Genomic DNA, 17,956 nt, shown 5'->3' with positions numbered 1-17,956 from the left:
CCTCCTCAGCGGAGCCGGCGCAGATACGGGTCGTGGGGCCTGCGGGGCAGCAGACGTACGCGCGCGTCGAGCACGGTGACGCCGTCCGGGGTCGCGAGAACGGGGTTGAAGTCGGCCTCGGCCAGCTGCGGCAGGTCGCTCGCCATGCGGGACAGCCGCAGCAGGAGCTGTTCGAGGCCTTCCAGGTCGACGGGCCGGGCGCCGTGCGCGCCGAACAGGAGCGGGGCGCAGCGCGGGGCCGTGATCAGGTCGTGCACGTCGTGGTCGGTGAGCGGAGCGAGGCGGGCGGCGTGGTCGGCCAGTACCTCTGTAGCGGTGCCGCCGAGTCCGAACAGGACGAGCGGGCCGAAGACCTGGTCCTGGACGACGCCCGCGAACAACTCGGTGCCGCGGTCGGCGAGCGGCTGCACGACGACTCCGGTCAGCAGGTCGGCGAAGCGGATCTCCAAGTCCCGGAAGGCGGCGCGAACTTGGGAGTCACCGCGGAGGTCGAGGTGGACGGCGTGCTCGACGGTCTTGTGCAGCAGGCCCGGCCAGTGGCCCTTCATGACGACCCGGCCGTCGGCACCGCGCAGCCGGTCGGCGGCAAGGACGGCGTCGTCCTCGGTCTCGGCCCAGGCCCACGGCAGTTGCCGAATGCCATAGCAGTCGAGGAGTTCGGCGCATTCGCGCGGCTCGAGCAGGCCGCCGTCCGGGTGCGCGTCGAGGTAGGCCTCGACGACCGCGTGGGCGCGTGCCGTGTCGGCGCCGTCGAGGTCGGGAACGGTACCGGCGGGCCGGGCGAGCCAGGCCGCGCGGTGAGCGGCGTGGGCCAACGCCCGTGCCGCGGCCTGGGGTTCGGCGTACGACGGAACGGTGCCGCCTTCGGCCGCGGGCAACAGCTCGACGGGCAGGGCCTGTTCGAGTCGTACCGCGGCGATCGGCTTGGCACGTCGTCCAGAAGCGTGGGTGAGGGCCCGGACGAGGTCGTCGCCGGTCGCCGCGGCGACCGCCGTGGGGACGAGGGCCACGAGGACGGCGTCGACACCGCTGTGCCCCATGATCCGGTTCACGCAATTCGCCAGCTGCTCCTCCGTGACGGCGGCGGTGGCGACGACGGGATTACCGACGGCGGCGCCGTCGGGCAGGACTGCGAGCAGGTCGTCGATCAGTTCCGGGGTGGGCGCCGGGAGCTGGAGCGCGGCCTCGGCGCAGGCGTCGGCCGCGAGCACACCGGCTCCGCCCGCGTTGGTGACGATCGCGACGCGGGGCCCGGCGGGCAGCGGCTGGGAGTGCAACAGGGCGGCGGCTTCCAGCAGTTCGCCCACCGAACGCGTGGCGGTGATGCCGGCCTGGGTGAACAGCGCCTCGCGGGTCATGGTGCGGGTGGCGGCGGCTGCGGTGTGCGAGGAAGCGGCGCGCCGGCCGGCTTCGGTACGGCCGGCGTCAACGGTCAGCACCGGCATCCGCCGGGTCACGCGCCGGGCCGTACGCGAGAACGCCCGCGGGCTGCCGAACGACTCCAGGTGCAGCAGGGCCAGTTCGGTGCGGCCGTCGCTCTCCCACCACTGGAGCATGTCGTTGCCGCTGACGTCGTACTTGTCGCCGAGGGAAGCGAAGGACGAGACGCCGATGCCGAGCCGGGACAGCCCGTCGAGCAGGGCGATGCCGACACCACCGGACTGTACGGCGACGCCAGCCGTCCCTGGGCGCGGATGCCTGGCGGCGAAGGTGGCGTCGAGGCGCAGCTCCGGGTCGGTGTGGGAGATGCCGAGGCAGTTGGGGCCGACGAGCCGCATGCCGTACGAGCGGCAGGCCGCCAGCAGGGCCTGCGCCTGGTCCGCGTCCAGGCCGGCGGTAATGACGAGCAGGCCCCGTACGCCCGCCTTGCCGCACTCCTCGGCGGTGTCCGGGATCGCGGCGGCGGGCACGGCGAGCACCGCGAGGTCGGGGGTCTTGGGCAGGGCGCTGACCGACGGGTGGCACGGCACGCCGAGGATCGAGTGCGCGGCGGGGTTCACCGCGAACAGCCGCCCGGTGTAGCCGCCCGCGTGCAGCTGGTGCAAGACCGCCCGGCCCACCGAGCCCGGCTTGCGACCGGCGCCGACGACGGCGACCACCTTCGGCCGCAGCAGCGGCTCCAGGCTGACGACATCGGCGGCACGGCCACGTTCCTCCACGGCCGTCAGGTAGGTGTCGCTCTGATCGAGGGCGATGGTGCAGAGCACCTCCGGGCCCTCGAAGCGGCGGGCCGTGCGCAGGCCGAGGTCGGCAAAGAGCCGCAGCACCTCGTTGTTCTCACTCAGCGCGTCGGCCGTGAAGGCCGTGATGCCCTCCGCGCGGGCGGCCGAGACCAGGTGCTCGACAAGGAGCGTGCCGACGCCCCGGTGGTGCAGTCCGTCGGCGACCGCGATAGACATGTCGGCCGTGTCTCCGGTGCCGCCGGTGTCGTACTCGGCGAGGCCGATGACCCGGCCCAGCGTCTCGGCCAGCAGGGCCCGGTACCCGGGACGCGGCGGACCGCAGGCCCGGTCGGCGGCCAGGCCGGCCGACCGGCGGCTCGCAGCGAAGAACCGCAACCGCAGATTCTCCGGGGACATCTCCTCGTAGAACCCCTGCAACTGCTCGTGATCGGCCCGCACCACCGGGCGGATGCACACGGTCGTGCCGTCCGCGAGCAGTGCGTGAACCGTGAGCCTGCTGAGCGCGTCGTCCGTCATCGCGGGTCTCCTCCAGATCTCCTGACACCACGAGCGTCCAGCGGAACGGGGCAGGGTCACATGGGCTGACCGGGGCCGAAAGGTGGGCCGGTCAGCCCTCAGTTCCTGTTCGAAGCCCTACGGCGGTGGGACAACAGGTTCCGTGAAAGCGCGGAGAGAAGCGTTCTCGGTTCTGTCTCTTTGGTCAGCGTCGTAACCTCTTTGGTCAGCGTCGTAACCGGTGCTGCCGGCCCGCTGACGTTCGTCGACGATTCCCCTCGGGCGGTGCAGTTCCTGGGATAAGATCACGTTGGCTGTTGATCATCGCGGTCGCCGTCATACCGAAGAGGAAGCCATGTGGCGAACGCTGGCCAGCGCGGTGGCCGGTCTGCTCGTTCTGTTCGTCGGCAGTCTTGCCTTCAACGCGGCGTCCGGCCAGAGCCGTTGGCCCGGGCCGCTGGACTTTGTGCGGGTCCACCCGTGGGTGGTACTCCTCATCCTGATCCCGTTGTCGTTGATCGGGCTGTGGCAGGGGCCGCGCCGCGTCCGTGCGCAGAACCCGCCCGCACCCATGGCGTACCGGCTGCCGCCGCGCAACACCAACTTCACCGGCCGCGACGCCACGCTGCGGGAGTTGCGGCAGCACCTCACCTCGGCGAACGACGTCGCGATGCTGGTCGTGCACGGGTTGGGTGGCGTCGGCAAGACCCAGCTCGCGGTCGAGTACGCCTACCGCTACCAGTCGAAGTACCGGTTCGTCGCGTTCGTGGACGCCGAGCAGTCCGATCTCGTGGCGTCGCAGTTCGTATCGCTGGCCAGGGAGCTGGGGCTGTCGGAGGTGAGCTCCGACCAGGTCATCCCACACGTGTACGGCAAGTTGGTGGACCGCAGGCCCTGGCTGATCATCTTCGACAACGGGGAGAAGCCGGCCACGCTCACGCACGCGCTGCCGTCGGGTGGCCTGGCGAGCAACGGCCACGTCATCGTCACGACCAGGGTGAGTGGCTGGTCGAGCAGAGGCGGCGTCATCGACCTGGATGTGTTCACCAGGCGAGAGTCGGTGGAGCTGCTGGTCCGGCGGGTGCCCGGCATCACCGCGGCGGTGGCGGACCGGATCGCCGAGCAACTGGGGGACCTGCCGCTGGCGTTGGAACAGGCGGCCGGGTACATGAGCTACAACCACACGGCGCCCGAGGAGTACCTGACTCTGCTGACGACGCGGCTGGAGGACATGATCGCGCGGGGCGAGCTGACCGACCGGCCTGCGGTGGTGGTCGCGACCCTGTGGCAGCTCAGTGTGCGAAGGCTGGAGACGGACGAGCCCCAGGCGGTGCGGCTGCTGGAGCTGTGTGCCCTGCTGGCGCCGGAGCCGATCCCGCTGGACCTGTTCACCGGCAGACCCGAGATGCTGAACGGAGCCGCAGCCGACCCGCTGGCGTGGGACACGACGGTCGGCGCCCTAGCCGGGCTGGGGCTCGCGAGGCGCGGGGACGCGTCCCTGGTGCTGCACCGGCTGGTTCAGGCCGCCATCCGGGCCGCGATGCCGGACGAGGTGCACACTGCCGCTCGGGTCCAGCTGTGTCGTGCGCTGCTCGCGGCCGTGCCGCACGACATCCACGGTGACCCGGATGCCGGGCCGCGGTGGCAGGAGCTGCTCCCGCACGTCATTGCGGTGACCAGGGCCGATCCACCGGCCGAGTGCGCTGCGGAGACGGCGGTGCTGCTGAGGCTCGCGTCGGAGTTCCTCCTCCGTATAGGCGATCCCTCGCTGGCGCTGCCCCTGTGTGAACGTGCCCTCGCGATTGACGAGTCGCTCGAGGGCCGGGATGCGGAGGCCGGCTTCGACCTCATAGCACTGGCGCAGATCCACAAGGACCTCGGCGCGGCGGAGAGGGCACGCCCGCTGGCGGAGCGCGCGCTGCGCCTGCACGAGTCCAGCCTGCCGGCGGGCAGTCCCGCCATCGCGACGGACCTGGCCAATCTGGCGCGGATACTCTGCATTCTCGGTGAACACCGGGCGGCGCAGCCACTGGCCGAGCGGGCGCTGCAGATCGACGAGGAGGCGTACGGGCCGGACGACCCGTATGTGAGCTTCGACCTGATAGCACTGGCGAACGTCCACGTCGACCTGGGCGACCACGCCACGGCCGTGCCGCTGATCTCGCGGGCGCTGAGGATCCGCGAGGCCAGGTACGCGCCGGACCACCTGTACATCGGGTACGTCCTGCTGTTCAAGGCCCGAGTCCTGCACACGTTGAACGACCCGACCGCAGCGGACCTCGCGCGCCGGGGTGCAGAGATCCTGCACACCCAGCTGGGCAAGACCCACCCCAAGACCGAGGAAGCATTCGCTCTGGTCAACCGTCTACGTTGACGACCCCATACCTATTCGCGGCCTGAGCGTGGCGTGCCGGTGTCGTCGGCGGTCGTTGCCGGTTTCGTGTGGAGGATCTCGCGGGCCTGTTCCGCGGCGCGGGCGGTGCTCTCGGCGACGAAGTCGAGGAAGCGGGCGATGTTCTCCAGGCGGGTGGCAGCCGGGCTGCCGGGGACGAGGACGCCGACGCCCTGCCGTGCGATCTCGACGACCTGGGCGAGAGAGCGGGCGCTGGCCACCATCGACTGGTACCAGACGTCGTCGTCGACGACGTAGCGCTCGCGGCGGCGTTCGCCCTGTTCCCTGCGGACGAAGGCCTGGCTCTCGAGGAACGCGATCGCTTTCGAGATGGACGCCGGGCTGACCTGGAGGCGCTGGACGAGTTCGGACGCGGTGAGGCTGCCGGAGTCGGTGAGGGTGAGGCAGACCATCACCCGGGCCGTCATCGTGGTCATGCCCGAAGCCATCATGACGCTGGTGAACATCTCCTCGTACTCGCGCACCGCCTCGGCGTCGCGTCCGTAGGCCTGCTCGGGTGCCTCGGTCCCCCGGGGCGTGGCCTGCCTGCGCCGGTGGGTGCGGTGTTCGGTGGCGCGGTGGGCCAGGTCGGCGCGGTAGGCGGTGGGGCCGCCGTTGCGCATCACCTCACGCGTGATCGTCGAGGTCGGGCGCTCGAGACGTCTGGCGATCTCCGCGTAGGCGAGGCCGTCGGCCAGCCCCAGCGCGATCTGCTGGCGCTCCTGCTGGGTGAGTCTGCCTCCCGGCATCGCGGTCTCCTTCATGCTCCGTGGCGCCCCAGAATAGCGTTCACCCCCAATCCATTGCAACGACCCGGGCACCGTCGTTGCATTAATCTCGAGACTCGTTGCAACGATTTCTCGCCTTCCACCTGCACAAATGGAAATTCATCGCAATGATTTTGTTGCCGACTCCATGAATGCAACGTAGCTTTTCCGTCATCGCAAACGACGAGTCCCAGGAGAGCATGATGCAGAAGTTCGACACCCCCGCCCCGATCGCCGCCGTCCTCGACATCCAGGCCGGGCGGGTGCAGGTGATCGCCGCCGACCGCACCGACACCACGGTCGAGATCCGGCCCGCGGACCCCTCCAAGAACCGGGATGTGAAGCTGGCCGAGCAGGCCACGGTCGAATACGCCGACGGCACCCTGCGGATCACGGCCACGGCGGCGACGAAGAACCGGATCCTGGGCCCGTCCGGCTCGGTCGAGGTGACCGTCCAGCTGCCCGCCGGATCCCGCATCGAGGCGAAGTCGGCCGGCGCCGAGTTCCGGGGGGTCGGACGGCTCGGCGAGGTCGCCGTCGAGGGCGCGCAGGGCCCGGTCAAGCTCGACGAGACCGCAGGCGCCCGCCTGACCGTCCTGGCCGGGGACGTCTCGGTCGGCCGGCTGGGCGGACCCGCGGAGATCAGCACCCAGCAGGGCGACATCCGCATCGACGAGGCTGTCCGCGGCACGGTCACGCTGCGCACCCAGCAGGGCCAGATCTCGGTCGGCGCCGCCCGCGGAGTCTCCGCCTCGCTGGACGCCGGCACCTCCTACGGCCGGATCCGCAACGCGCTCAAGAACACCGAAGGCGCCGCCGCAGGCCTGAACATCCAGGCGACCACCGCCTACGGCGACATCACCGCCCGCAGCCTCTAGCCCGCAGTCTCCAAGTCACCAAAGGAGTAACCGTCATGAAGTCGCCACTCGCACACAAGCCCGCGATGGCGACTTCGGCCGCCCCTGGCCCCGTCGCCTCCTTCCTAAGGTTCGCCATCACCGGAGGCGGCGTCGGGGTCCTCTCCAGCTTCGCGGTACCGCTGCTGGCCATGACCATGCCCTGGGCAATCTCGAACGCGATCATCACCGTCGCCTCCACCCTGCTGTGCACCGAACTCCACGCCCGCCTCACCTTCGCCAAAGGACGCAGCGCCCGATGGCAAGAGCACTGGCAGTCCGCCGGCTCAGCGACCGCCGCGTACCTGGCGACCAGCATCGCCATCTACGTCCTGCACCTGACCCAGCCCTCCCCCGGCACACTGACCCAGCAGACCGTCTACCTCAGTGCCTCCGCCCTCGCGGGCACAGCCCGCTTCGCCATCCTGCGCCTCTACGTCTTCACCAGCCGCCACAGCCAGACCACACGACCACTGACACAGCACGAGACGGTGCCCACGCCCGACCCCACGGCAGTACGCCAGCCATCGTGCACAAGCTGGCCCAACGGGTCGCGGCCACACCTGGCGGCGTGAGCCCCGGCCCCCTGGCGCCCGGGAGTGCCGTCACTCCGACAGCAGCAGTCGACCGGTCTCCCCCGGCTGCAGGCACACCGTGCGGTCCGGGAGCCGTACGTCGATCGGCGAGGCGTCGGACGACGGCACCTCGATCCGCAGCAGCTCTCGCTCCAGCCGCAGCCGTACGCCCCAGTGCCCCTGGTAGCGCAGGGCGAAGCCGTACGAGGACAGCTCGGGCAGCGGCACCGGGTCGAGCCACAGTGCACCGCCCCGTGTCTCCAGGCCGGTCAGTCCGCGCTGGACGAAGTCGAGGGTGCCGGCCATGGCGCCCAGGTGGATCCCCTCGCCGGTGGTGCCGCCCTGCAGGTCGGCGATGTCGCCCTGCAGGGCCTCCTGGCAGAACTTCCAGGCCTCCGCCCGACGGGCCCGGGCCAGCACCCAGCCGTGGACGAGACCGCTGAGGGTGGAGCCGTGGCTGGTGCGGTGCAGGTAGTAGTCGACGGTGCGTTGCCAGGTGTCCTCATCGAGATGTACGCCCAACCGGCGGAAAAGGCTCTGCAGTTCGGCCGGTGAGAAGAGATAGCCGAGCATCAGGACGTCGGCCTGCTTGGAGGCCTGGTAGCGGTTGACGCTGTCGCCCTCCGCCTCCAGGATCCGGTCCAGGCGCCGGATGTCGCCGTACCGCTCGCGGTAACCGTCCCAGTCGAGCTCCTCCAGCCGGCCGTAGCCCTCGAACTGGCTGATGACGTCGTCGTGGAAGGGCACGTGGAGCGTGCGGGACACGTCCTCCCACAGTTCGAGTTCGCCCCCGTCCAGACCTGTGCGCTCGACGAGTTCGCGGCGGCGTGGCTCCGGGAGGGTCTCCAACAGCTCCAGTGTGCGGGCAAGCACCCAGGCGGCGGTGAGGTTCGTGTACGCGTTGTCGTCGAGGCCCGGCACCCGCGCGCCGGGGTACGCCTCGTGGTACTCGTCGGGGCCGACCACACCCCTGATGCGGTGCCGTCCGAGGGACTCGTCGTAGACGGCGGCGTCCGCCCAGAAGCGGGCGATCTGCAGCAGCATCTCGGCGCCCTTGGTGTGCAGGAACTCCATGTCGCCGCTGGCCTCGCAGTACTGCCACACGTTGTACGCGATCGCCGAGCCGACGTGGTGCTGGAGCCGGGAATGGTCGGACAGCCAGCGTCCGGAGCGCGGGTTGAGGTGGAGCTGCTGGGTCTCCTCGCGTCCGTCGCTGCCGCTCTGCCAGGGGTACATGGCCCCCCTGCGGCCCGCCGCCCGGGCATTCATCCGGGCCTGTTCGAGGCGGCGGTGGCGGTAGCCGAGCAGGGCGCGGGAGACCTCGGGCAAGTGCAGGTTGAGGTAGGGCAGGACGAACAGTTCGTCCCAGAAGACGTGCCCGCGATAGGCCTCGCCGTGCAGTCCCCGCGCCGGCACACCGACGTCGAGCTCGGCGGTGTGCGGCGAGAGGGTCTGCAGGACGTGGAAGAGGTGCAGCCGCAGGATGCGGCCCGCCTCGCCGGGAACGTCGAGCTCCGCCCGGCGCCACAGCTGGTCCCAGGCGGTCAGGTGCGACTCCACCAGCGCGTCGAAGCCGGGTGCCTGGCCCACCCGGTCGACGGCGGCGTGGAGCGGGTCGCTGATCGCGGGGTCGCGGGACGTGTGCAGGGCGACGGTCTTGTCGACGGTCGCGGTGCGTCCAGAGGCCAGGTCGAGGGTCAACTGCTGGAGGGCGTACGGGGTTTCATGGTTGATGGAGACGGGCGCCTCGGCGGTGACGCGGGCCGCCATGCCGATGCGGATGTCCGAGGTGCGGGTGCGGCAGCGCAGCCATACCGTGTCCGGGGCGGCGGTACCGGTGTGCACGTGGGTGAGGTGGCGGCCGTCCAGGTCCCGGTAGCGCGGCACGCCGGAGTTGGTGACGCCGCCGTCGAGGGCTGCCTCGACCTGGAGTTCGCCCGAGAAGCCCTCGGCCGTGAACTCGGTGCGCAGTGCGGCCAGATGCGGGTCCGCCATGTGCACCAACCTCTGCTGACGCACCCTCAATTCCCGTCCTTCGCCCAGGTCGTACCGCGTCCGGCGCTCCAACAGCCCTGCCGACAGGTGCAGGATCTGACGGTGGTCGAGCACGGCCGCGGTGTCGGGGGTGAGCCATGGCCCGTCGGAGAGGCGGAAGCGCAGGGGGAGCCAGTTCGGGACGTTGACCATGTCCTCGTTCTCGACCTGGCGGCCCGCGACCTCGGAGGTGAGCCGGTTGTAGCAGCCGGCCACATACGTGCCCGGGTAATGCACCTCGTCGGCGGCGCACTCCGGCAGCGCGCCACGGGTGGCGAAATAGCCGTTGCCCAGGGTGCACAGCGACTCCCGCAGGCGCTCGTCGGCAGGTTCGTAGCCCTCGTACTCCCAGCTCCAGCCCGTCACTTCGGCGCTCCTCCCCCACATAGTTCTCCCAGGTCTCGTACGACGATGTCGGCGCCGTGCCGCAGCAGCCGCGCCCCGGTGTCCTCACCGGCGGTGCGGTCCACGCCGATCACCAGGGCGAACCCGCCGCGCCGGCCCGCCTCCACGCCCGCGAGGGCGTCTTCCACGACGGCGGCGCGGTCGGCGGGGACGCCGAGCCGGCGGACCGCTTCCAGGAACAGGTCGGGCTGCGGCTTGCCCGCCAAGCCCAGTCGGGCCGCCTCGCCGCCGTCCATGAGGACGTCGAACAGGTCGAGTACCCCGGCCCGGGCCAGCAGTTCACCTGCGTGGCGGGACGCCGAGGCCGCCGCTCGGGGTACCCCCGCCCGGCGCAGGGCATGCACCAGCCGTATGGTCCCCGGATAGGCGTCGACGCCGTGCTCGCGCAGCCGCTGCACGAACAGGCGCTCCTTGTCCGCGGCGACGGCACGCACCGTCTCATCCGACAGCTCGATGCCGCGTGCGGCCAGGAACGCGGCGGCGCCGTCGAGGCGGGACTTGCCGTCGACGTGGCGCAGATAGTCGTCCCGTACGTCGAACGGGCGGCGCCGTTCGGGGTCTTCGGGCGGGTGGGCGCGCAGGTAGGCGTCGAAGGCCGCTTTCCAGGCCGCGGCGTGCACCCGGGCCGAATCGGTGATCACTCCGTCGGTGTCGAAGACGACGGCCTGCACGTCCCGCAGCACCGGTGCGAGCGCTTCGCGGGACGTCCCAGGGGCGAGTGGGCGGTTCACGGTCACGCCCGCTGCGGCACGATCGCCACCGGGCACGCCGCATGGTGCAGCAGCGTGTGCCCTGCGCGGCCGAGCTGGAGCCCGAGATGGCCGGACCGGCGGTGCGCCCCGACAATCACCAGATCCGCGGCGGCCGACCGGTGCAACAGCACCTTGCGGGCCGGTCCTTCCACGGTGTGACGGCGCACCCGTACCCCGGGGTGGTCCGCCATCGGGTCGTGGAGCAAGGCATCGAGCACGGCGGACGCCTGCTCCTCGTGGTAGTGCGCCGGATCCCCGGCGAGGAGCGGATGATCGGCGGCCTCGTGCGCGGGGCAGCGCCAGGCACGTACGACATCGAGGGTGCACCCGCGCGCCTCGGCCTCACGGAACGCGAACCGCACCGCCTCACCACCGGTCGCGGACTCGCCCGCGCCGAGCAGGATCCGCTCGTGGCTACCCGCCAGGCCGGCCTTGTCGCCGCGAACCACGATCACCGGGCAGTGGGCTCGGGACGCCACGGCCAGCGAGACCGACCCGAGGAGCAGGCCCGTCAGCTCACCTCGGCCACGCGATCCCGTCACGAGGGCGGAGGCATTGTGGCCCTTGAGCACAAGGGCGGACGCCGCGTCCTCGGGCACCACCTCGATGGAGACCTTCACCTCGGGATTGCGCCGCCGGGCACGCTCCGCCGCGGAACCGACGATGTTGTCCGCCAGCACCTCCTCGGACGGGTGTTCAGCAGCGCTCCCGGACGGGGCGACCCCTTCGTAGCGCTCCCACAGGGAGGCGTACACCAGCCGCAACGGCAGTCCGTGCCGGGCCGCTTCATCGACCGCCCAGTCGACTGCGACGAGGCTCGAACTCGATCCGTCGACACCCACGATCAGGGGCAGCTCCATGTCCCTCACCACCTTTCGCCGGGCTGTGCAGACGTGCAGCAGCACGGGTTCCCCTCACCGTTGCATCCATGGCCGGGTGGCGGGAGGGGCGGTTCGTCCACGGCTTGGGCCATTCGGCCCCTGTGTTCGGCTCGCAGTCGAGCCCTTGGGCAGCGCGCCCGACTCGCCCTGCCCCACGACTCCGTCCTGGGAGGAACGTTCAGTGCCACCTGATGCGGAATTGCAAAATTTCGCAATTGGTTAGATGCTGTGTTGGCTGTGTTCGCAGGTAGCCGCCGGCACGGCCTTCGCTTGCCCCGGGTGGGGCGCTGTCGGGAAAGTCGAGAAGCCGTGTCCGTTCCGCTGTACCAGGCCAAGGCCGAGTTCTTCAGGATGCTGGGGCACCCCGTACGGATAAGGGTGCTGGAGCTGCTGCAGGACGGACCGATGCCGGTACGGGGGCTGCGGGCCCGGATCGAGGTGGAGCCCTCCAGCCTGTCGCAGCAGCTGGCGGTGCTGCGCCGGTCGGGCATCGTCAGCTCCAGGCGCGAGGGCTCGACAGTGGTGTACGCGCTCGCCAGCGGGGACGTCGCCGACCTGATGAAGGCCGCACGCCGGATCCTGACCGAGATGCTGGCTGGGCGGAACGAGCTCCTGGCCGAGCTGCGGGACGCCGAGGTGACCCCGCGATGAGGAGCTCGTTCGCCCGGGCCGGGGCCCGGCTCACCGCGCTGCTGCCCGGCCGTACCGATCTGACGGAGATGCGCCGGGACCCGCGCCGGGACCTGCTGGCCGGGCTGACGGTGGCGATCGTCGCACTGCCGCTCGCGCTGGGGTTCGGCGTCTCCTCCGGGCTCGGTGCCGAGGCCGGGCTGGCGACCGCGGTCATCGCCGGTGCGCTGGCCGCGGTGTTCGGCGGTTCGAATCTGCAGGTGTCGGGGCCGACGGGCGCGATGACGGTGGTGCTGGTGCCGATCGTCGCGGAGCACGGGCCGTCCGGGGTTCTGGCCGTGGGGCTGATGGCAGGCGTGATGCTCGTCGCGCTCGCCCTGCTCCGGGCCGGGAAGTACATGCAGTACGTGCCTGCCCCGGTCGTCGAGGGCTTCACGCTCGGCATCGCCTGCGTGATCGGTCTGCAGCAGATCCCGAATGCCCTGGGGGTGCCCAAGCCGGAAGGCGACCGCGTCCTCGTGGTGACCTGGCGTGCCCTGGAGGAGTTCGCGAAGCACCCGAACTGGACCGCCGCCGCCTTCGCCCTGGCGGTCGCCGCCGTGATGCTGATGGGCGCCCGCCTGCGGCCCACGGTCCCCTTCTCCATCCTCGCGGTGATCGCCGCCACCGTCGTTGCGCAGGTGGCCGGACTGGACGCCGCGCAGCCGATCGGCGAGCTGCCGTCAGGACTGCCCGCGCCGTCTCTCTCCTTCCTGGACCCGGGCTCGCTCGGCTCCCTGTTCGCCCCCGCGGTCGCGGTGGCGGCGCTGGCCGCCCTGGAGTCACTGCTGTCGGCCTCGGTCGCCGACGGCATGACGGTCGGCCAGAAGCACGACCCGGAGCGCGAGCTGTTCGGGCAGGGTCTGGCCAACATCGCGGCCCCGCTGTTCGGCGGCGTGCCGGCGACGGGCGCGATCGCGCGGACGGCGGTCAACGTCCGTACGGGCGCCAGCTCCCGGCTGTCGTCTCTCACCCACGCGGCGGTCCTCGCCGTGATCGTCTTCGCCGCCGCGCCCCTGGTCTCCAGGATCCCGCTCGCCGCGCTGGCGGGCGTCCTGCTGGCCACGGCGATCCGCATGGTCGAGGTCGGCTCGCTCCGGGCGATGGCGAAGGCCACCCGTTCCGACGCGCTGATCCTGGTGCTGACCGCCGTCGCGACCCTCGCACTCGACCTCGTGTACGCGGTGATCATCGGCCTGGTGGTCGCGGGTGCGCTGGCCCTGCGTGCGGTAGCCGTACAGGCCCGCCTGGACCAGGTCCCCCTGGACCGGGGCGACCACAGCGCCGAGGAGCATGCGCTGCTGGCCGAGCACATCGTGGCCTACCGCATCGACGGGCCCTTGTTCTTCGCCGCCGCCCACCGCTTCCTTCTCGAGCTGGCCGAGGTCGCCGACGTACGCGTCGTCATCCTGCGGATGTCCCGCGTGACGACCATCGACGCCACCGGTGCCCTCGTCCTCAAGGACGCGGTGGAGAAGCTCCACCGGCGCGGCATCGTCGTCATGACCTCTGGGATCCGCGCCGGTCAGCGCCAGGTCCTGGACTCGGTCGGCGCGCTGGAGCTGCTGCGCCTGGAGGGGCGTGAGTACGCCACCACGCCCGAGGCGATCCAGGGCGCCCGTACTCACCTGGAGTGCGCCGGCGTCATGCCGGCCCTCCCCGCCCAGACGTCCCGGCCCGTCAGCGAGGAAACGGAGGAACCCGTCGGATGAGTACTCCGCCGAGTACTCCGCCAAGAACATCTGGATCGCCCTCCCCTCTGAACCGAACAGGCTGATCGCGCAAGAAAGTTGACGCCCATGACCATCGAGTGGCGCTACACCGTCGAGCAGAACCTCGGCATCCTGTCCGTCTCCGGATACCTGGGTCTGGACGCCGTTCGCCGCTTCGCGGGTGCCGTCGGCTGGGTCGTGGGACGCGGGACCGGCCCGGTCATCGTGGACCTGACCGGACTGCGCGGCTGGTCGGCCGAGGGCCAGTTGGCGATCACCGAGGCCGCGCGCCGCCTTGCCGAAGCGGGCCGCAGCCTGGAACTGGCCGCGATCCCCGCCGACGGATCCCTGGTCCCCGTCGGTGACTGCCCGCCCATCCCCGTGCACCCCGACCTGTCCGGCGCGCTCGCGGCACACAGGACACGAGCGGCCGCCTCGGCGGACAGCGGTCCCCGCCCCGGGCACGCAGCTCGCAGATGAGACCACCGGCCCCGAACAGCTCCTCCAGCGCGGGCGGCAGACTGTCGTCCGGTGCACAGATTCGGTGTGGCCGCCGCCGCGCGCGAGGATGGGCCGCATGTGTGTGACGAGCGAAGCGAGATGGAGGTCCCCCCGCCCGAAGGGTGGAGCGTGGATGCGATGCGCCGAGGACCGGCCCATACCGCCGTACTGCTCCGCCGGGGAGAGGACGGCACGATGACGACCCCGCTGTACCAACTGAAGGCCGAGTTCTTCAAGACACTGGGCCATCCCGCACGCATCCGGGTGTTGGAGCTGCTGAGCGAGCGCGAGCACGCCGTGGCGGAGATGCTGCCCGAGGTGGGCATCGAGCCGGCCCACCTGTCGCAGCAGCTCGCGGTGCTGCGGCGGGCGAACCTGGTGGTGACCCGCAAGGAGGGCTCGACCGTGTACTACTCGCTGACCAGCCCGCACATCGCCGAGTTGCTCAGGGTCGCCCGCACCATCCTGTCCGGCGTGCTCGCCGGCCAGGCCGAACTGCTCGCCGACCTTCAGGCCGCCCAGACGCAGCCGAAACCGCCGTCGTGACGCCGGCCCTCAATCAGCGGCCAACTCCCGAGAGTCGACAGCGCTCTTCGGTGCGGGAGGCGGTCGCTTCACCCGGCGTGCCATAAGTCCGGCCGCGGGTGGCCTGTTGGACACACACGGAGCCGCTCAAGTTCCGGTTCTCGCCGGACGCCGCCGAACTCCCCGCTCCGGTGCGGCCGCCGTCCGACTGGACCTGTCTCGGCAGAGCCGCCCGGTGTGGGGGCGTTTTGGCGACGCACGCCGCATCGGGCGTTGCCATCCGGGCGACGGTGGCGCGATCGCTTGGCGTGGGTTGCTCATCACGCTGCGAATTTCTCATTACACAACGGCGCCACGAAAGCCCGGCTGGCGGACTTCTGTCAAGACACACCCTTGACCGGACACCCTCACCCTTGGACCATGTTGCGTATTGCTCGCTCTGTTGCTCATTACGCACCATTGGAGGATGTCATGTCACCTCGCCCCGACCCCGGCCGCGAGTTCGTCCTCACTCTCTCGTGCCCCGACCAGGCCGGCCTGGTCCACGCCGTCAGCGGCTTCCTTGTCGACCACTCCGGGAACATCCTGGAGAGCCAGCAGTTCGACGACCGCCTGCAGGGCCGCTTCTTCATGCGCGTCCACTTCGACGTCTCGGACCCCAGGGCGTCGCTGGAACGCCTGCGCACCGATTTCGCCCCGGTGGCCGAGGCGTACCGGATCGAGTGGCGGCTGTGGGACGCGGCCGCCCCCACGCGCACCCTGATCATGGTCTCCAAGTACGGCCACTGCCTGAACGACCTGCTGTTCCGCAAGAGCACCGGCGCACTCAACATCGAGGTGCCTGTGATTGTCTCCAATCACCGGGACTTCGAGCCGCTCGCACACAGCCACGGCATCCCCTTCCACCACATCCCCGTCACACCGCAGACCAAGGCGGAGGCGGAGGCGGAACTGCTGGATCTGGTAGGGCGGTTCGAGATCGACGTCGTGGTCCTCGCCCGCTACATGCAGATCCTCTCGGACGACCTGTGCAAACGACTCGAGGGCCGGGCCATCAACATCCACCACTCCTTCCTCCCCAGCTTCAAGGGAGCCCGCCCCTACCTCCAGGCCCACCAACGAGGAGTCAAGCTGGTCGGGGCCACCGCCCACTACGTCACCCCCGACCTGGACGAGGGGCCCATCATCGAGCAGGACGTCGTCCGCGTGGACCACTCCCACGACCCCGACGAGCTGGTCACCATGGGCCGGGACGTCGAGGCCCGGGTACTGGCGCGCGCCGTGCAGTGGCACAGCGAGAGCCGCATCCTGCTCAACGGCCACCACACCGTGGTCTTCCGCTGAGGACGCCGCCGAGCACGTCGGCGCAGCACTTCTCCCCCGCCGAGGCGTACGGCGCACCCTGCGCCCCAACACGAGGAAGCCGCAGATGACCGTTCTGAACACGCCCCTGCACGAGCTCGACCCCGAGGTCGCCGCCGCGGTCGACGCCGAGCTGAACCGTCAGCAGTCCACCCTGGAGATGATCGCCTCCGAGAACTTCGCTCCAGTCGCGGTCATGGAGGCGCAGGGCTCGGTGCTGACCAACAAGTACGCCGAGGGCTACCCGGGCCGCCGCTACTACGGCGGCTGCGAACACGTCGACGTGGCCGAGCAGATCGCGATCGACCGGCTCAAGGAACTGTTCGGCGCCGAGTACGCCAACGTCCAGCCGCACTCCGGCGCCTCCGCCAACCAGGCCGCGCTCTTCGCGCTGGCCCAGCCCGGTGACACCATCCTGGGCCTGGATCTGGCCCACGGCGGCCACCTCACCCACGGGATGCGGCTGAACTTCTCCGGCAAGCAGTTCAACGTGGTCGCCTACCACGTGGACTCCGCCACCGGCCTGGTCGACATGGCCGAGCTGGAGCGGCTGGCCAAGGAGCACCGCCCGAAGGTGATCATCGCGGGCTGGTCGGCGTACCCGCGGCAGCTGGACTTCGCAGAGTTCCGCCGGATCGCCGACGAGGTCGAGGCGTACCTGTGGGTCGACATGGCGCACTTCGCGGGCCTGGTCGCCGCGGGCCTGCACCCGAACCCGGTCCAGTACGCGGACGTGGTCACCTCCACCACCCACAAGACGCTGGGCGGCCCGCGCGGCGGCTTCATCCTGGCCAAGAAGGACTTCGCCAAGAAGCTGAACTCCTCGGTCTTCCCCGGCTTCCAGGGCGGCCCGCTGGAGCACGTGATCGCGGCCAAGGCGGTCTCCTTCAAGGTCGCCGCCTCCGAGGACTTCAAGGAGCGTCAGCGCCGTACGGTCGAGGGCGCGAAGATCCTCGCCGAGCGGCTCACCGCACCGGACGCCCGCGAGGCCGGCGTCAACGTGCTGTCGGGCGGCACGGATGTGCACCTGATCCTGGTCGACCTGCGCGAGAGCGAGCTGGACGGGCAGCAGGCCGAGGACCGCCTCCACGAGGTCGGCATCACCGTCAACCGCAACGCCGTCCCGAACGACCCGCGCCCGCCGATGGTCACCTCGGGCCTGCGCATCGGCACGCCGGCCCTGGCCACCCGTGGCTTCCAGGCCGAGGACTTCGCCGAGGTCGCGGACGTCATCGCGCAGGCGCTCAAGGCGGCTTCTCCCTTCGGGGAGGCCGACGCGGACGCGTTGAAGGCCCGGGTGAAGGCGCTGGCCGACAAGCACCCGCTGTACCCCGGTCTCAACCAGTAAGGAGTGACCGTGGCCATCTCGGTCTTCGACCTGTTCTCGATCGGCATCGGCCCGTCCAGCTCCCACACGGTCGGCCCGATGCGCGCGGCACGCATGTTCGCCGCCCGGCTGAAGGGGGACGGCGTACTCGCCGAGACCACCACGGTCCACGCCGAGTTGTACGGCTCCCTGGGCGCGACCGGCCACGGCCACGGCACCCCGAAGGCCGTCCTGCTCGGTCTGGAGGGCAACGAGCCGCACACCGTCGACGTCCTCCAGGCCGAGCACGAGGTCGAGCGGATCAAGTCGACCGGAAGGCTGCGGCTGTTGGGCGTCGAGATCGGCGATGCTCAGGAGATCCCCTTCTCCTTCGACGACGACCTGGTCCTGCACCGCCGCAAGACGCTGCCGTACCACGCGAACGGCATGACGCTCTGGGCGTACGACGCGTCCGGCGCCGAACTCCTGACGAAGACGTAC

General features: G+C 70.7%; 15 protein-coding genes. 10 read left to right on the top strand and 5 right to left on the bottom strand.

Annotation, left to right across the window (positions count from 1 at the left end; translation table 11 throughout):
• Positions 1 to 5 precede the first annotated feature (5 nt).
• Entirely contained in the window at positions 6 to 2,699 is a 2,694-nt protein-coding gene (locus ACGFNK_RS44555; protein ID WP_393426761.1) for a GNAT family N-acetyltransferase, read from the bottom strand.
• A gap of 334 nt (positions 2,700 to 3,033) precedes the next feature.
• Between ACGFNK_RS44555 and fxsT the strand changes: the two genes are divergently transcribed.
• On the top strand, positions 3,034 to 5,052 hold the full coding sequence (gene fxsT / locus ACGFNK_RS44550; protein WP_393426758.1) for an FxSxx-COOH system tetratricopeptide repeat protein: 2,019 nt from the start codon (positions 3,034 to 3,036) through the stop codon (positions 5,050 to 5,052).
• Between the two features lie 11 nt (positions 5,053 to 5,063).
• On the opposite strand, the gene ACGFNK_RS44545 is transcribed toward fxsT, so the two are convergent.
• Positions 5,064 to 5,819 carry a helix-turn-helix domain-containing protein gene (locus ACGFNK_RS44545; RefSeq protein WP_393426755.1) on the bottom strand — a complete coding sequence of 252 codons (756 nt, stop codon included), beginning with the start codon at positions 5,817 to 5,819 and terminating at the stop codon, positions 5,064 to 5,066.
• A 221-nt stretch (positions 5,820 to 6,040) separates the two neighbouring features.
• On the opposite strand from ACGFNK_RS44545, the gene ACGFNK_RS44540 reads away from it, so the two are divergent.
• Both ACGFNK_RS44540 and ACGFNK_RS44535 read left to right on the top strand, forming a co-directional pair.
• On the top strand, positions 6,041 to 6,715 hold the full coding sequence (locus ACGFNK_RS44540) for a DUF4097 family beta strand repeat-containing protein (RefSeq protein ID WP_393426848.1): 675 nt from the start codon (positions 6,041 to 6,043) through the stop codon (positions 6,713 to 6,715).
• 35 nt (positions 6,716 to 6,750) lie between these two features.
• Positions 6,751 to 7,308 carry a GtrA family protein gene (locus tag ACGFNK_RS44535; RefSeq protein WP_393426752.1) on the top strand — a complete coding sequence of 186 codons (558 nt, stop codon included), beginning with the start codon at positions 6,751 to 6,753 and terminating at the stop codon, positions 7,306 to 7,308.
• Between the two features lie 30 nt (positions 7,309 to 7,338).
• Here ACGFNK_RS44535 and ACGFNK_RS44530 read toward each other — a convergent pair whose 3' ends face one another.
• The 3 genes from ACGFNK_RS44530 to ACGFNK_RS44520 are packed head-to-tail and all read right to left on the bottom strand — an operon-like array spanning position 7,339 to position 11,359.
• Positions 7,339 to 9,708 carry a glycoside hydrolase family 65 protein gene (locus tag ACGFNK_RS44530; RefSeq protein ID WP_393426749.1) on the bottom strand — a complete coding sequence of 790 codons (2,370 nt, stop codon included), beginning with the start codon at positions 9,706 to 9,708 and terminating at the stop codon, positions 7,339 to 7,341.
• Complete coding sequence (locus ACGFNK_RS44525; protein ID WP_393426746.1) at positions 9,705 to 10,484, bottom strand: HAD family hydrolase; 780 nt, start codon at positions 10,482 to 10,484, stop codon at positions 9,705 to 9,707. The genes ACGFNK_RS44530 and ACGFNK_RS44525 overlap by 4 nt, the downstream gene beginning before the upstream one ends.
• Positions 10,481 to 11,359 (bottom strand): universal stress protein, encoded by an 879-nt coding sequence (locus tag ACGFNK_RS44520; protein ID WP_393426743.1) that lies wholly within the window; start codon positions 11,357 to 11,359, stop codon positions 10,481 to 10,483. The genes ACGFNK_RS44525 and ACGFNK_RS44520 overlap by 4 nt, the downstream gene beginning before the upstream one ends.
• Before the next feature lie 330 nt (positions 11,360 to 11,689).
• On the opposite strand from ACGFNK_RS44520, the gene ACGFNK_RS44515 reads away from it, so the two are divergent.
• The 7 genes from ACGFNK_RS44515 to ACGFNK_RS44485 form a co-directional block, all read left to right on the top strand.
• On the top strand, positions 11,690 to 12,031 hold the full coding sequence (locus ACGFNK_RS44515; protein WP_393426740.1) for an ArsR/SmtB family transcription factor: 342 nt from the start codon (positions 11,690 to 11,692) through the stop codon (positions 12,029 to 12,031).
• Entirely contained in the window at positions 12,028 to 13,761 is a 1,734-nt protein-coding gene (locus ACGFNK_RS44510; protein ID WP_393426737.1) for a SulP family inorganic anion transporter, read from the top strand. Before ACGFNK_RS44515 ends, ACGFNK_RS44510 begins: the two co-directional genes overlap by 4 nt.
• Positions 13,762 to 13,848: 87 nt before the next feature.
• Positions 13,849 to 14,241: an STAS domain-containing protein gene (locus ACGFNK_RS44505; RefSeq protein ID WP_393426734.1), complete on the top strand. Its 393-nt coding sequence runs from the start codon at positions 13,849 to 13,851 to the stop codon at positions 14,239 to 14,241.
• Positions 14,242 to 14,457: 216 nt separating this feature from the next.
• Positions 14,458 to 14,808, top strand: a complete 351-nt coding sequence (locus ACGFNK_RS44500; RefSeq protein WP_344395115.1) for a metalloregulator ArsR/SmtB family transcription factor — start codon at positions 14,458 to 14,460, stop codon at positions 14,806 to 14,808.
• A gap of 450 nt (positions 14,809 to 15,258) precedes the next feature.
• Positions 15,259 to 16,131 carry a formyltetrahydrofolate deformylase gene (purU, locus tag ACGFNK_RS44495; protein WP_393426732.1) on the top strand — a complete coding sequence of 291 codons (873 nt, stop codon included), beginning with the start codon at positions 15,259 to 15,261 and terminating at the stop codon, positions 16,129 to 16,131.
• A gap of 85 nt (positions 16,132 to 16,216) precedes the next feature.
• Positions 16,217 to 17,497, top strand: coding sequence for a serine hydroxymethyltransferase (glyA, locus tag ACGFNK_RS44490; RefSeq protein WP_393426729.1), 1,281 nt, complete (start codon positions 16,217 to 16,219; stop codon positions 17,495 to 17,497).
• 9 nt (positions 17,498 to 17,506) lie between these two features.
• A partial coding sequence (locus tag ACGFNK_RS44485) for a serine dehydratase beta chain (RefSeq protein WP_393426726.1) occupies positions 17,507 to 17,956 on the top strand: 450 nt, incomplete at its 3' end.

This window comes from Streptomyces sp. NPDC048825 (genome assembly GCF_043198355.1).
GTDB classification, from domain to species: Bacteria; Actinomycetota; Actinomycetes; order Streptomycetales; family Streptomycetaceae; genus Streptomyces; species Streptomyces xiangluensis.
This window is presented reverse-complemented; position numbering and strand designations above follow the sequence as displayed.